Below are 13,475 nucleotides of genomic sequence, written 5' to 3'. Positions count from 1 at the left end.
GGAGCCATGGTCCTGTGTGCCGGCGCGATGATCCCGGCCCTGGCCCAGGCGTCCGAGCCGGTCAGGACCGTGTTCGGCACCTTGCCCGACGGCCGCACGGTCGAGGAGGTGACGCTGACCAACGGCCGAGGCGTCACGGCGCGGATCCTGTCCTGGGGGGCGCTCCTGCGGAGGCTCGACGTGCCGGACCGGACCGGCAAGCCGGCCGATGTGGTGCTCGGCTACGACGACCTGTCGGGCTACCTCGCCAAGCCCAATTATTTCGGCGTGAGCGTCGGCCGCTACGCCAACCGCATCCGGGCGGGCCGCTTCACCCTCGACGGGCAGACCTACCGGCTGGCCACCAACGACGGGCCGAACGCCCTGCACGGCGGCGCGGCCGGCTTCGACAAGCGGCTCTGGACCATCACCGAGATCAAGGGCGGCGCGGCCCCCTCGGTGAGCCTGCGCTACGTCAGCCCGGACGGCGAGGAGGGCTATCCCGGCACGCTGACGGCGACCGCGACCTACCGGCTGGACGACACCGACACGCTCACCGTCACCTACGAGGCGACCACGGACCGGCCGACCATCGTCAACCTGACCAACCACAGCTTCTTCAACCTCGGCGGCGAGGGCTCCGGCCGCTCGATCCTCGATCACGTCCTGACCATCCCGGCCGAGCGCTACACGCCGGTCGACGCCACCCTGATCCCGACCGGGGAGCACCGGCCAGTGGCGGGCACGCCCTTCGACTTCCGCACGCCCACGGTGATCGGCGCGCGCATCCGCGACGGGCGGGACGAACAGATCGTCCGCGGGCGCGGCTACGACCACAACTGGGTCGTGACCGACGCACCCACGGCCGAGCCGCACCCAGTGGCGCGGGTCGAGGATCCGGAATCGGGTCGAATACTGGAGATTGCCAGCAACCAGCCGGGGGTGCAGTTCTATGCCGGCAATTTCCTCGACGCGACCGCGGTGGGTAAATCCGGCCTCGCCTACCGGCAGTCGGACGCCTTCGCGCTGGAGCCGGAACTCTTTCCCGACACGCCGAACCAGCCGGCCTTCGGCTCGGCCCGGCTCGATCCCGGCCAGACCTACCGGAACGTGATCACCTACCGCTTCTCGACCAGCCCCGCCCATCGGACCCACAAATGACCGATCCCAAGACCGCCCGGCCCAAGACCGCCCGCCCGCTGCGCTCCCGCGCGTGGTTCGACAACCCCGACAATATCGACATGACGGCGCTCTACCTGGAGCGCTACCTGAATTTCGGTCTCAGCCTGGAGGAGCTGCGCTCGGGCAAGCCGATCATCGGCATCGCCCAGACCGGCTCCGACCTGTCGCCGTGCAACCGCCACCACCTCGTCCTGGCGGAGCGCATCCGCGAGGGCATCCGCGAGGCGGGCGGCATCGTGCTCGAATTCCCGGTCCATCCGATTCAGGAGACCGGCAAGCGGCCGACCGCGGGCCTCGACCGGAACCTCGCCTATCTCGGCCTCGTGGAGCTGCTCTACGGCTACCCACTCGACGGCGTGGTGCTGACCACGGGCTGCGACAAGACCACCCCGGCCTGCCTGATGGCGGCCGCCACCGTGAACATCCCGGCCATCGCGCTCTCGGTCGGACCGATGCTCAACGGCTGGTTCAAGGGCCAGCGCACGGGTTCGGGCACGATCGTCTGGAAGGCCCGCGAGATGCTGGCGGCGGGCGAGATCGACCATGACGGCTTCATCAAGCTCGTCACCTCGTCGGCGCCCTCGACCGGCTTCTGCAACACGATGGGCACGGCGACCACGATGAACACGCTGGCCGAGGCGCTCGGCATGATGCTGCCGGGCTCGGCGGCGATCCCGGCGCCCTACCGCGACCGGCAGGAGGTCGCCTACCAGACCGGCAAGCGCATCGTGGAGATGGTGGCGGAGGATCTGAAGCCCTCCGAGATCCTGACCCGCGACGCCTTCCTCAACGCCATTGTGGTCAACTCGGCGATCGGCGGCTCGACCAACGCGCCGATCCACCTCGCGGCGATCGCCCGGCACATGGGCGTCGAGCTCGACATCACCGACTGGCAGACCTACGGGCTCGACGTGCCGCTGCTCGTCAACCTGCAGCCGGCCGGCGCCTATCTCGGCGAGGATTACTACCGCGCCGGCAGCCTGCCGGCCGTGGTGGCCCAGCTCATGAGCCGCGGCCTGATCCGCGAGGGCGCGCTGACGGTGAACGGCCGCACGATCGGCGACAATTGCCGGGGCGCGACGATCGAGGACGAGGACGTGATCCGGCCGATCGACAAGCCCCTCAAGGAGGCGGCCGGCTTCCTCGTGCTGCGCGGCAACCTGTTCGAGGCCGCGGTGATGAAGACCAGCGTGATCGGCGAGGAGTTCCGCAACCGCTACCTGTCGAACCCCGAGGATCCGGACGCCTTCGAGGGCCCGGTCGTGGTGTTCGACGGGCCGGAGGATTACCACCACCGGATCGACGACCCGAGCCTCGGCATCACCGACGAGACCCTGCTGGTGATGCGCGGCGCCGGGCCGGTGGGTTATCCCGGGGCGGCCGAGGTGGTGAACATGCGCCCGCCCGCCGAGCTGATTAAGGCCGGCGTGCACGCGCTGCCGTGCCTCGGCGACGGGCGGCAATCCGGCACCTCGGCCTCGCCGTCGATCCTCAACGCCTCGCCGGAGGCGGCGGCCGGCGGCGGCCTCGCGCTGCTGCGCACCGGCGACCGGGTGCGGGTCGACCTGCGCCGGGGCACCGCCGACATGCTGGTCGATGCGGACGAGCTGGAGCGCCGCCGGAAGGCCCTGGAGGAAGCCGGCGGCTACGCCTACCCGGCCTCGCAGACGCCCTGGCAGGCGATGCAGCGCGCCACCGTCGGGCAGATGCACACGGGCGCGATCCTGGAGGGCGCCGAGCGCTTCCAGCGCATTGCCCAGACCAGCGGCCTGCCGCGCGACAACCACTGAGTGGTGAAGGGTCCCGGATTCGAAAGGTCCGGGACCCTTCGCGGGTGCAGGGCGGAGCCCGCTGGGTTCGGGCGAAGCCCGACATCGGGGTTTCACCCCGATACCCCACCAAAGGGCTGAGCCCTTTGGAAACCCGAACTTTCAGGGCCTCAGCGCCAGTTCGGTGTCGGCCAGGGCGAGGCGGACCAGTTCGGTCATCGTCCGGCGGGCGGCCTCCGGATCGCCCGCTACGATCGCCTCGTAGAGGGCGCGGTGATCCGGCATTGGATTCCGCGGCATGTTCTGACGGCGGTGCTTGAAGATCGTCGTCCACGTGACGGCCGCCGCGATGGAACTCGACAGGGCGATCAGCGGCCCGTTGCGGGCGGCTTCCAGAATTGCGGTGTGGAAGGCTTGATCGGCGGCCCGCCCGTCATCGGTGCTGAGGCCGTGGCGGCCCATCTCCTCCAGCGCATGACCCATCCGGGCGAGGTCGAGGCCCGAGCGCCGCTCGGCCGCGAGCGCCGCCGCGGCCGGCTCCACGATCATCCGCAGCTCGAACAGATCGCGGATGAACGTCTCGCTCGGCTCCGATTCGAAGGCCCAGGCCAGGATGTCCGGATCGAGCAGGTTCCAGCGGCTGCGCTGGCTCACCCGCGTCCCGGTGCGCGGGCGGCTCTCCACGAGCCCCTTGGCGCTCAGGATGCGAATCGCTTCGCGATAGGCGGTTCTGGAAACCTTGAGTTGCTCCGCGAACTCGATCTCCCCGGGCAGCACGTCGCCCGGCGCGTAGCGGCCCCCCAGGATCGCCACCCCGAGGTCGCGTGCCACCGAGCCGTGGATGCGACGCGAGCCTGACGCAAGCGGGAGCCTGATATCCTCGTGTCCGCGATCCTGTCTCACCCACGACCTCCAGTCCAAGCCACGGGACAGGCCAGGATCCGAAGATCGTAGCCGGAAGTTGTATGAGTGCAAGCACCAACACCCAGAAGCGAGAAGGATGAGGCGCTTGCGGCTCAGATCGAAAAGATCTAACTTATTTGTATGAGTAAACAACCTCACGGCAATGCGGCGATCCGCGGCACCGCCCTGATCGGCGAAGCGGACGTGACCACGTCGGAGACGTTCCGGGCCGTCGATGCGGCGACCGGCGCGGCTCTGGATCCGGCCTTCGCATCCGCGGGGGCCGGGGAGGTCGAGGCCGCCTGCGCGCTGGCGGAGGCGGCGTTCCCGAGCTTCTCGGAGACCGATCCCGGGACGCGGGCGGACTTCCTCGAAGCGGCGGCCGCGGCGATCGCGGATCTCGGCCCGGCCCTGATCGAGCGGGCGATGGCCGAGACCGGCCTGCCCCAGGCGCGCCTGGAGGGCGAGCGCGGCCGCACGATCGGGCAGCTGCGCCTGTTCGCGAATCTCGTCCGCTCGGGCGAATGGGTGCAGGCGACGATCGATCCGGCACAGCACAAGCGCCAGCCGCTGCCGCGTCCGGACCTGCGCCGGCGCCACGTCGCCCTCGGTCCGGTGGCGGTGTTCGGGGCCTCGAACTTCCCGCTCGCCTTCTCGGTGGCGGGGGGCGACACCGCCTCGGCGCTCGCGGCGGGCTGCCCGGTGGTGGTGAAGGGGCATCCGGCCCATCCCGGCACCGGGGAGCTTGTGGCCCGGGCCGTGCGGTCCGCGGTCGCTGCGAGCGGCCTGCACGCGGGCGTGTTCTCGTACCTGCCGGGGCCGTCGAACGCGCTGGGCACCGCCCTGGTGGCGGATCCGCGGATCAAGGCCGTGGGCTTCACCGGCTCGCGCGGGGGCGGGCTGGCGCTGATGCGCGTGGCGGCCGCCCGGCCCGAGCCGATCCCGGTCTATGCCGAGATGAGCGCGGTCAATCCCGTCCTGCTCCTGCCCGCGGCCCTGCGGGCCCGGGGCGCGGCCCTGGCCACGGGCTTCGTGCAGTCGCTCACGATGGGGGCGGGGCAGTTCTGCACCAATCCGGGCCTGCTGATCGGGATCGCCGGCCCCGAGCTCGACGCCTTCGCGGAGGCCGCCGGGGCGGCGATTCGCGAGAGCGCGCCGCACACGATGCTGACGGCCGACATCCGCGCCCGGTTCGAGAGCGCCGTCGCCGCCATGGCCGAGCGCCCCGGGGTGACGGTGGCGGCCCGCGGCGCGAAGGCCGGGCCGGGGGGCGCCCCCGCCGCGCTGCTGCGTACGGAGGCGCGCCATCTGCTGGCCGACCCGTCGCTGACCGAGGAGATGTTCGGCCCCGCGGGGATCCTGGTGGCGACCACCGACGCGGCGGAGATCACCCGGGTGATCGCATCCCTCGGCGGGCAGCTCACCGCGACGTTGCACCTCGATCCGGAGGACGAGCCGCTGGCCGCCGCGCTGGTGCCGCTGCTGGCGCGCAAGGCCGGCCGCGTCCTCGCCAACGGCTGGCCGACCGGCGTGGAGGTGTGCCACGCGATGGTGCATGGCGGCCCGTTCCCGGCGACCTCGGACGGCCGCACCACCTCAGTCGGCACCCTGGCGATCGAGCGGTTCCTGCGCCCGGTCTGCTACCAGGACCTGCCCGAGGCTTTGCTGCCGCAGCCCCTGCGCTCGGACAATCCCTGGCATCTCGCGCGCCGGATCGACGGCGTCCTCGAACCGCAACCCGGCCGCTGACGGGCCGCCGCGCAGCTCGCTTCGGCCGCGCATCGGGACGGCCCGCAGAGGCCGCCCATGGGGGAAATGACGATGGCACGATCGCTCCTACAATTCCTGGACCCGAATCCGCGGCAGGGTGTCCACGGCGCGGTCGAACGGACGCACGCGGTGCTCGTGGCGGGCGACGATGTGTCTGTCCTGACGGACCGCGCCGCCTCCACGCGTCCCCTGGCGGTCGCCCCGGCCGCCGGCGGCGCCGCGCGGGGGCTCTGAGATGACGGATCCGATCCGCATCGGGCTGGTGGGCGTCGGCAAGATCGCCCGGGACCAGCATCTGCCGGTGATCGATGCCTCGCCGGACTACAGGCTGGTGGCGGTGGCGAGCCGTCACGGCGAACACGCGGGCGTGCCGAACTACCGGACGCTGGCCGAGATGATCGCAGAGCAGGGCGGCCTTCAGGCGGTCGCCCTGTGCCAGCCGCCGCAGGCGCGGTTCGAGGCCGCCCTGGCGGCGATCGAGGCGGGCCTGCACGTGTTCCTGGAGAAGCCGCCAGGGGCGACCCTGGCCGAGGTCGGGCTCCTCACCGAGGCCGCGCGCCGGCGGGGGGTGAGCCTGTTCGCGAGCTGGCATTCCCGGTTCGCGCCCGGGGTCGAGCCCGCGCGCAGCTGGCTGTCCACGCGGCGGATCCGGTCGGTGTCGATCGCCTGGATGGAGGACGTGCGGCACTGGCATCCGGGCCAGGACTGGATCTGGGAAGCCGGCGGGATGGGCGTGTTCGATCCGGGGATCAACGCCCTGTCGATCGCGACCCACATCCTGCCGCCCTTCTTCCTGACGGGCGCGACCCTGGAGGTTCCGGAGAACCGGCAGGCGCCGATCGCCGGCGATCTGCGCTTCACGGACGCCGCCGGCACCCCGATCCACGCCACGTTCGACTGGCGCCAGACCGGTCCGCAGACCTGGGACATCCGCGTCGAGACCGAGGACGGGACCCTGGTCCTGTCGAAGGGCGGCGCGGTCCTGACCCTCGACGGTCGCGACCAGCCGCTGCCGCCCGAGGCCGAGTATCGCGGCCTCTACGACCGATTCGCCGCCCTGGTCCGCTCCGGCGCCAGCGACGTCGACCTGAATCCACTGATCCACGCCGCCGACGCGTTTCTGCGCGGCGAGCGCCGCAGCGTGGAGGCCTTCACGGACTGACCGGGGAGGGCCCCTGCGGGACACGAACGCGACAGAGCCCGACAAGGCCGCGCGGTAAAGGGGGAGTCACGATGGTAAGGAAGCAGACTCGGTGGGCAGCGCTCGCGCTGTGCGCCGCAACGATGACGGCTGGCGTGAGCGCAGCCGAGGCTCAAGTCGCGGCCACGGCGCCGGACGGGGGGCCGAGCCTGGTCAATCCGGGTCCGAAGGCAAGCCCAGCCCAGAAGGCCCGGTACCGCGCGAACCGCGCCCGGCGGCGGACGATCCGTGAGGCCCGGAGCGCCGCGGGCGCGAACAGCGCGGCGGCGTCGAGCATCGTGCAGGGCGTGACCGCGTCCGCGCCGTCGCTGCCGCCCGGCGCCCTCGACCTCGGCAACGGCATCACCATGCTGCTGAACTACACGGGCGAGTTCGCCGCGAACCCGTCCGGCGGCCGGCGCCAGGGCTCGGACTATGCCGGACAGGTCTTCTTCGGCCTCGACGCCGATCTCGGCCGTCTCGCCGGGATCGACGGCGGTTCGGTGCACACCATCGTGACCCAGCGCCACGGGCGCAGCCTTGCGCAGGACTACATCGGCAACACGACCAGCGTGCAGGAGATCTACGGCGGCGGTCAGACGGCGCATCTCTCGCTGCTGTCCTACGAGCAGAAGCTGTTCGACAACCGCCTCGACATCGAGGCCGGCCGGCTCCTGGCCAGCGTCAACTTCCTGGGCTCGCCGCTCTACTGCAACTTCCAGAACAACGAGGTCTGCGGCAACCCGAAGGGTGCCTTCAAGATGACGAACATCACCTGGTGGCCGATCGCCACCTGGGGTGCCCATGCCAAGGCCTGGGTCACCGACAAGGTGTTCGTGCATGCCGGCATCTACGAGGTGAATCCGCGCGATCAGCAGGACAACCAGAACGGGATCGACTGGTCGACCCGCGGCGCCACCGGCGTCGTGGTGCCGATCGAGGCCGGCTACTCGACCAACTTCGGCAACGACCCGTTGCCGCGCAACTACAGCGTCGGCGCGATCATCGACCAGTCGGACTACACCGATCCGGTGCAGGACGTCCGCCGGGGCGCCTATCTGCTGAGCGGCCTCGACCCGCTGACCCGGTTCGGCCGGTCGGCGGTCTTCGCCCGGTTCGACCAGATGGTCTGGCGTCCGGATCCGACTGGCATCCAGGGCTTGAGCCTGTTCGGCGTCGCGATGGCCGCGACCGGTGGCCGCCAGTTCGAGGATTATTTCTTCAACGGCGGCGCCGTCCTCACCGGCACCTTCGCGGGCCGGCCCTACGACACGCTGGGCGTCTCCTTCGCGGTGGAGCACTTCTCGCCGATCGGCCTCGCCAACATCCGGGCCGCGCGCGCTAAGGTCGGCCTGGGCTACGGTGGTGTCTCCTCGACGCAGTCGATCCTGGAGCTGAGCTACGGCATCCAGCTGACCCCGGCGGTCCGCCTGATGCCGAACCTGCAATACGTCATCAACCCGCAGCTGCAGGAGCGCTACTTCGCTCAGCCGAAGCGGGTGCCCGACGCCTTCGTGGTCGGCGCCAAGCTGTCGGTGGACCTGTTCACCCTGGCGGGCTTCGCCAAGGGACCCGGGAGCCTCTGAGGCGACACTCCCAGCGAGCCGGCCCCGGCCGGCTCGCGGATCACCGAACGACAAGGCCGCGCGGGTCCTCCGCGCGGCCGTTCTCGTTTCGGGCCGGCCGGAGCCGTGCACGAAAAAGGGCCAGCCGCGACGGCTGGCCCCTGGTCATTCGACCTCCGCTGCGACGCGGAGGCTCCGGCAGGCCTTACTCGGCCGCGGTCATCTCGGCGGTGAAGTGGCCGCACCAGTCGCTCGTGGAGACCACCGGCCACAGGCCCTTGGACTCCGGCTCCGGCTGGCTGACCGGCGGGTTGAACCGGCACAGGCCGGCATCGGCCTGGGGCGCCGCGCCGTTGCCGGTGTGCTCGTCGAAGAACTTGCAGCTCTCGCAATGGGCGTTGGCCATGTCGCGTATCTCCGGATGACGATCGGCGCCGTGCCGCTCTGTTGCGAATTAGAACAGCTATAATCTGGAAGTCAAGACTGCTCTTCGGCTGCGGTTCCGTGTGACCGGCAACGCGGCCCCGCCCAGCCGCCCAGATCTCCCGGTCCGGGCAGGGCGAAGGCCCGGATCAGCGCCCGCCCGCGAATCCGATGAGACCGATCTCCACGACCGGATACTGAAGGATGATCGATCTCCGCTCCGCGCGATCCGGAGATCAGAAGCGCTGCTGGGGCACCTGTCCGGCAGCGTCTTCCAATCCTACGGCGATAAATTCTCGCCCGGCACGGGATAGAACTTCACTGTCGACCCGCATTTACGGGGAGAACCTTTTTCCGCATCCGACGAATAGGAAAAAGCGTTTCATTGACCTGCGGTGGAAGGGCCATCAATTCTAGGCTCCTGCGAGAAACCCAGCGGCGGCGTCCATTCGTTTCGTTCAGGGCGCCCCGTTGCCCCCCGCTGCCCCATGGCCTCCGAGCAAGGCACCTGAAGCATGACACGACCGAGACTCGTCGGGCTGAGCGCGAACATTCAGCGGCCGTCCAAGACCCGCACGCTGGTCGACGCGGTGCTGCGCGCGGCCTGCGCGCAAGTTTCCCTCGACGCCCGCGTGCTGGACTTCGTCGAGGCCGGCCCCGGCCTCGGTGCGGCCTGGACCCGCGACCAGCTGCCGCCGGCCGCCCGGGCGGTGCTCGACGCGATCGAGGAGGCGGACGGTCTGGTGGTCGGCTCGCCGGTCTACAAGGGCGCCTATACCGGCCTGTTCAAGCACCTGTTCGATCTCGTCGATCCGGCGGCGCTGGCCGGCAAGCCGGTGGCCATCGTGGCCACGGGCGGCGGGGCGCGGCACGCCCTCGTGGTGGAGCACGCCTTCCGGCCGCTCTTCGGCTTCTTCGGCGCGCTCCAGATCCCCACCGCGGTCTATGCCTCGGACGCGGATTTCCGCGAGGGCGTGCTCGTCGAGGCCGGGGTGCGGGCCCGGGTCGCGGAGGCGGGCGGGCAGCTCGCCGCGCTGCTGGCCCATCGCGCCGCGACGGCTTCGGTCACCCTCGCGGCCGCCGAGTGAGCCGAGCGATGCTTGACCGCCGCTCCCTGCTCGCCGCCCTGGCGACCCTTCCCGTCGCCCGGCGGGCTCGCGCGGCCGAGTCCGACACCGTGCGGATCGGCTACCAGAAGAACGGCATCTTGGTCGTCGCCAAGCAGCAGGGCCGTATCGAGGAGCGCCTGGCGCCCCTGGGCCGGACGGTGCGCTGGGTGGAATTCTCCTTCGGGCCGCCCATGGTCGAGGCCCTGGCGGTGGACGGGCTGGATTTCGGCCTGCTGGGCGACGCGCCGCCGATCTTCGCGCAGGCGCGCGGCTCCGACCTCGTCTACGTGGCGGCCCTGGAGGGCGGCGGCTCCGGCTCCGGAATCCTGCTGCCGAAGGGTTCCACCCTGCGCAGCCTCGCCGACCTCAAGGGCAAGCGCGTCGCCTTCGCCAAGGCGACGAGCGCGCACAACCTGACGGTGGCAGCCCTGGAGAAGGCCGGCCTCGCCTATACCGACATCGAGCCGGTGCTGCTGGCGCCGGCCGACGCGGCGGCGGCCTTCGCCCGGGGCAGCGTCGACGCCTGGACGATCTGGGACCCCTACCTCGCCATCGCCGAGGCGGGGGAGGGGGTCCGGGCGCTCGCCTACGCCACCGCGATCGCCCCGCAGAACAACTTCCTCCTGGCACGCCGGGCCTTCGTCGAGGGTCAGGGGCCGGCGCTCGTCGCGGCGCTTGCCGCGCTCGACGAGGTGGCGGCCTGGTGCCGGCAGAACCGCGGCGCGGTGGCCGAACTCCTGTCGCAGGGCACCGGCGTGCCGCTGGCGGCCACACGCCGGGCGGTGGACCGCAACGATTACGTCATCGGGCCAATGACCGACCGCATCGTCGCCGCGCAGCAGCAGGTCGCCGACCGCTTCCACGCCCTGAAGCTGATCCCGAAACCGGTCCGGATCGCCGACGCGGTCTGGACGGCCCCCGCCCGCAACGGCTGAGATCCATGACCGACCGCCTGTCTCGCAGCCTGACGCTGCCGCACCCCGCCGGGGGCGCTCCGAACCGCCGGCTACTCCTGTCGGCCGGGCTTGGCCTCGCGGCGGCCTCGGTGCTGCGCCCCGTGCGCGCCGCCGGCAGCATCCGAATCGGCTACCAGAAATACGGCTCCCTCGTGCTCCTGAAGGGCCGCGGTACCCTGGAGGCGGCGCTCCAGCCGCTGGGCGTCACGGTGTCGTGGTCGGAATTCCCGTCCGGGCCGCCGCTGATGGAGGCGCTCAACGCCGGCGCGGTGGATTTCGGCTCAGCCGGCGAGGCCCCGCCGATCTTCGCGCAAGGAGCGAGCGCGGAGCTGCGCTACGTCGCCACCGAGCCGCCGGCCCCAAGAGGCGAGGCGATCCTCGTGCCGAAGGACAGCCCGATCCGCAGCGTTGCCGACCTGCGCGGCAGGACCATCGCCCTCAACAAGGGCTCGAACGTCCATTACCTGCTGGTGCGCGCCCTGGAGCAGGCGGGCGTGCCCTACGACGCGGTGAAGCTCGCCTTCCTGGCGCCAGCCGATGCCAATGCCGCCTTCGTGCGCGGGTCCGTCGATGCCTGGGCGATCTGGGATCCGTTCCAGGCCGCCGCCGAGCGGTCCACCGGCGCCCGGGTCCTGACGGACGGGCAGGGGATTGCTCCCAATCGCCAGTTCTACCTGTCCCGGCGCGGCTTCACGGATTCGAGCCCGGACGTGGTCTCGGCGGTGCTGAAGGCGATCGGCGCGGTCGATGCCTGGGCCGAGGGCCATGCCGACACCGTGGCGGCGGAACTCGCCCCCGCGGTGGGCATCCCCGCGCCCGTGCTCAGCGTCGCGCTCGGCCGCCTGTCCTACGGCGTCGCGCCGCTCGACGCGACGGTGATCGCCGACCAGCAGAAGGTCGCGGACGCCTTCCACGGCCTCGGCCTCCTGCCGAAGCCGATCCGGGTCGCCGACGCGGTCTGGACGCCGCCCGAGCGCCGGGCTGAGGCCCAGGGAGCCGACCGCTGATGCCCGCATCCAAGCTCGAACGCCTGCGCGACACTGCGGTCCCCTGGCTGCTGCCGGCCGCGATCCTCCTCGGCTGGCAGGCCGCGGTCTCGGCCGGTCTCGTGTCCAACCGGTTCATGCCGGCGCCCCTCGACGTGGCCCGGGCCGGCTGGGAGGCCGGGCGGACCGGGGAGCTCTGGACCAATCTCGGCGTCAGCACCCTGCGGGCGCTGGCGGGTTTCGTGGTCGGCGGCGGCATCGGCTTCGCGCTCGGCCTCGCCAACGGCCTGTCGCGCCTCTCGGAGCGGCTGACCGACACCTCGGTGCAGATGGTGCGCAACGTGCCCCACCTGTCGCTGATCCCGCTGGTGATCCTGTGGTTCGGCATCGGCGAGGAAGCCAAGCTGTTCCTCGTGGCGCTCGGCGTGTTCTTCCCGATCTACGCCAACACCCTGCACGGCATCCGCTCGGTGGATCCGGGGCTCGTCGAGATGGGCCGGGTCTACGGCATGTCCCGCACGGAGCTGTTCACCCGGGTGGTGCTGCCCGGCGCCCTGCCGTCGATCTTCGTGGGCCTGCGCTACGCGCTCGGCATCATGTGGCTGACGCTGATCGTCGCCGAGACGATCTCGGCCTCCTCCGGGCTCGGCTACATGGCCATGCAGGCCCGCGAGTTCATGCTGGTCGACGTCGTGGTGCTGGCGATCCTGATCTACGCCGCGCTGGGCAAGCTTGCCGATGCGCTGACCCGCCAGCTCGAGCGCGCCTGCCTCGCCTGGAACCCCGCCTACAGGAGCGCCTGATGCTGCTCGACGCCGTCCGCCGCGAGGTTTCTTCCGAGACGCGCACCGATTCCCGCGAGGCGGGCGCCGCGGCGATCCCGCGTGTGCCCTCCGAGTCGGGCCAGCGCGGGATCGCCGTCACGGTCCGCGACCTGCACAAGAGCTTCGATGGCCACGCCGTCATTGAGGGCCTGAACCTGTTCCTGCCGGCCGGCGGCTTCACCGCGGTGGTGGGCCGTTCCGGCTGCGGCAAGAGCACCCTGCTGCGCCTGATCCTCGGCCTGGAGACGCCGACCGGCGGCCGGATCGACCTGGAGGGGCCGGAGGGCTCCCTCCGCCGTTCCGAACCGCCGAAGCGGATCATGTTCCAGGAGCCGCGGCTCTTGCCCTGGGCGCGGGTCGTCGACAACGTCGCGGTCGGGCTGTCGGGCCAGGGCACCCGGGCCGAGCGTCGGGAGCGGGCGCTGGCTGCGCTCGCCGAAGTCGGCCTCGCCGACAAGGCCGGGCAGTGGCCTGCCACCCTGTCGGGCGGCCAGCGCCAGCGCGTGGCGCTCGCCCGGGCGCTGGTGAGCCGGCCGGGCCTGCTCGCCCTCGACGAGCCCCTCGGGGCGCTGGATGCCCTGACCCGCATCGGCATGCAGGACCTGATCGAGCGGATCTGGCGGGCGCAGGGCTTCACGGCGCTCCTCGTCACCCACGACGTCGCCGAGGCGGTGGCTCTGGCCGACCGGATCCTCGTGGTCGAGGCGGGCCGCATCGCCCTCGACCTGCGGGTCGACGTGCCGCGCCCGCGCCGGCGGGGGGACCCGGATCTCGCACGCCTCGAAGGCCGTATCCTCGATCACCTGCTCGGCGGGTAGGGAGGACGGGG

The 13,475-nt window shown here is 71.5% G+C and carries 13 protein-coding genes; 11 read left to right on the top strand and 2 right to left on the bottom strand.

The features are described 5' to 3' along the window. Positions 1–6: 6 nt before the first annotated feature. Both BLQ49_RS17450 and BLQ49_RS17445 read left to right on the top strand, forming a co-directional pair. The gene (locus tag BLQ49_RS17450; protein WP_244507645.1) at positions 7–1,140 is read left to right on the top strand and encodes an aldose epimerase family protein; all 1,134 of its coding nucleotides are present in this window, start codon (positions 7–9) and stop codon (positions 1,138–1,140) included. After that, the gene (locus tag BLQ49_RS17445; RefSeq protein ID WP_091717893.1) at positions 1,137–2,951 is read left to right on the top strand and encodes an IlvD/Edd family dehydratase; all 1,815 of its coding nucleotides are present in this window, start codon (positions 1,137–1,139) and stop codon (positions 2,949–2,951) included. The genes BLQ49_RS17450 and BLQ49_RS17445 overlap by 4 nt, the downstream gene beginning before the upstream one ends. A 141-nt stretch (positions 2,952–3,092) precedes the next feature. On the opposite strand, the gene BLQ49_RS17440 is transcribed toward BLQ49_RS17445, so the two are convergent. Next, positions 3,093–3,761 (bottom strand): FadR/GntR family transcriptional regulator, encoded by a 669-nt coding sequence (locus BLQ49_RS17440; protein WP_244507644.1) that lies wholly within the window; start codon positions 3,759–3,761, stop codon positions 3,093–3,095. A gap of 213 nt (positions 3,762–3,974) precedes the next feature. On the opposite strand from BLQ49_RS17440, the gene BLQ49_RS17435 reads away from it, so the two are divergent. The 4 genes from BLQ49_RS17435 to BLQ49_RS17420 all read left to right on the top strand — a co-directional run bounded on the left by BLQ49_RS17435 (position 3,975) and on the right by BLQ49_RS17420 (position 8,369). Further along, positions 3,975–5,582 carry an aldehyde dehydrogenase (NADP(+)) gene (locus BLQ49_RS17435; RefSeq protein WP_091717889.1) on the top strand — a complete coding sequence of 536 codons (1,608 nt, stop codon included), beginning with the start codon at positions 3,975–3,977 and terminating at the stop codon, positions 5,580–5,582. 72 nt (positions 5,583–5,654) lie between these two features. Beyond that, a complete protein-coding gene (locus BLQ49_RS17430; protein WP_091717887.1) occupies positions 5,655–5,837 on the top strand; it encodes a hypothetical protein in 183 nt (60 codons plus the stop codon). Position 5,838: 1 nt separating this feature from the next. Further along, complete coding sequence (locus tag BLQ49_RS17425; RefSeq protein ID WP_091717885.1) at positions 5,839–6,765, top strand: Gfo/Idh/MocA family protein; 927 nt, start codon at positions 5,839–5,841, stop codon at positions 6,763–6,765. Between the two features lie 71 nt (positions 6,766–6,836). Beyond that, positions 6,837–8,369, top strand: coding sequence for a carbohydrate porin (locus tag BLQ49_RS17420; protein WP_244507643.1), 1,533 nt, complete (start codon positions 6,837–6,839; stop codon positions 8,367–8,369). A gap of 184 nt (positions 8,370–8,553) precedes the next feature. On the opposite strand, the gene BLQ49_RS17415 is transcribed toward BLQ49_RS17420, so the two are convergent. Then, a complete protein-coding gene (locus BLQ49_RS17415; RefSeq protein ID WP_091717880.1) occupies positions 8,554–8,754 on the bottom strand; it encodes a hypothetical protein in 201 nt (66 codons plus the stop codon). Between the two features lie 532 nt (positions 8,755–9,286). Here BLQ49_RS17415 and msuE point away from each other — a divergent pair. The 5 genes from msuE to BLQ49_RS17390 are packed head-to-tail and all read left to right on the top strand — an operon-like array spanning position 9,287 to position 13,464. Further along, positions 9,287–9,859: an FMN reductase gene (msuE, locus tag BLQ49_RS17410; RefSeq protein WP_091717878.1), complete on the top strand. Its 573-nt coding sequence runs from the start codon at positions 9,287–9,289 to the stop codon at positions 9,857–9,859. An 8-nt stretch (positions 9,860–9,867) separates the two neighbouring features. Next, a complete protein-coding gene (locus BLQ49_RS17405; protein ID WP_091717876.1) occupies positions 9,868–10,815 on the top strand; it encodes an aliphatic sulfonate ABC transporter substrate-binding protein in 948 nt (315 codons plus the stop codon). Positions 10,816–10,820: 5 nt separating this feature from the next. Further along, positions 10,821–11,843, top strand: coding sequence for a sulfonate ABC transporter substrate-binding protein (locus BLQ49_RS17400; RefSeq protein ID WP_091717874.1), 1,023 nt, complete (start codon positions 10,821–10,823; stop codon positions 11,841–11,843). Next, a complete protein-coding gene (ssuC, locus tag BLQ49_RS17395) occupies positions 11,843–12,625 on the top strand; it encodes an aliphatic sulfonate ABC transporter permease SsuC (protein WP_091717872.1) in 783 nt (260 codons plus the stop codon). Before BLQ49_RS17400 ends, ssuC begins: the two co-directional genes overlap by 1 nt. Continuing rightward, complete coding sequence (locus BLQ49_RS17390; protein ID WP_208859078.1) at positions 12,625–13,464, top strand: ABC transporter ATP-binding protein; 840 nt, start codon at positions 12,625–12,627, stop codon at positions 13,462–13,464. Before ssuC ends, BLQ49_RS17390 begins: the two co-directional genes overlap by 1 nt. Positions 13,465–13,475: the final 11 nt, after the last annotated feature.

The sequence above is a fragment of the Methylobacterium phyllostachyos genome (assembly GCF_900103445.1).
Lineage (GTDB): Bacteria > Pseudomonadota > Alphaproteobacteria > Rhizobiales > Beijerinckiaceae > Methylobacterium > Methylobacterium phyllostachyos.
Note: the sequence above shows the minus strand (reverse complement) of the source record. Positions and strands in the feature narration are given on the sequence as shown.

What these genes read in the sequence shown, in the direction of transcription:
- BLQ49_RS17415 (WP_091717880.1), bottom strand. Translation starts at nt 8,754, where the DNA reads ATGGCCAACGCCCATTGCGAGAGCTGCAAGTTCTTCGACGAGCACACC.
- ssuC (WP_091717872.1), top strand. Translation starts at nt 11,843, where the DNA reads ATGCCCGCATCCAAGCTCGAACGCCTGCGCGACACTGCGGTCCCCTGG.
- BLQ49_RS17420 (WP_244507643.1), top strand. Translation starts at nt 6,837, where the DNA reads ATGGTAAGGAAGCAGACTCGGTGGGCAGCGCTCGCGCTGTGCGCCGCA.
- BLQ49_RS17450 (WP_244507645.1), top strand. Translation starts at nt 7, where the DNA reads ATGGTCCTGTGTGCCGGCGCGATGATCCCGGCCCTGGCCCAGGCGTCC.
- BLQ49_RS17405 (WP_091717876.1), top strand. Translation starts at nt 9,868, where the DNA reads ATGCTTGACCGCCGCTCCCTGCTCGCCGCCCTGGCGACCCTTCCCGTC.
- BLQ49_RS17390 (WP_208859078.1), top strand. Translation starts at nt 12,625, where the DNA reads ATGCTGCTCGACGCCGTCCGCCGCGAGGTTTCTTCCGAGACGCGCACC.
- BLQ49_RS17435 (WP_091717889.1), top strand. Translation starts at nt 3,975, where the DNA reads ATGAGTAAACAACCTCACGGCAATGCGGCGATCCGCGGCACCGCCCTG.
- BLQ49_RS17445 (WP_091717893.1), top strand. Translation starts at nt 1,137, where the DNA reads ATGACCGATCCCAAGACCGCCCGGCCCAAGACCGCCCGCCCGCTGCGC.
- BLQ49_RS17400 (WP_091717874.1), top strand. Translation starts at nt 10,821, where the DNA reads ATGACCGACCGCCTGTCTCGCAGCCTGACGCTGCCGCACCCCGCCGGG.
- BLQ49_RS17425 (WP_091717885.1), top strand. Translation starts at nt 5,839, where the DNA reads ATGACGGATCCGATCCGCATCGGGCTGGTGGGCGTCGGCAAGATCGCC.
- BLQ49_RS17430 (WP_091717887.1), top strand. Translation starts at nt 5,655, where the DNA reads ATGGCACGATCGCTCCTACAATTCCTGGACCCGAATCCGCGGCAGGGT.
- msuE (WP_091717878.1), top strand. Translation starts at nt 9,287, where the DNA reads ATGACACGACCGAGACTCGTCGGGCTGAGCGCGAACATTCAGCGGCCG.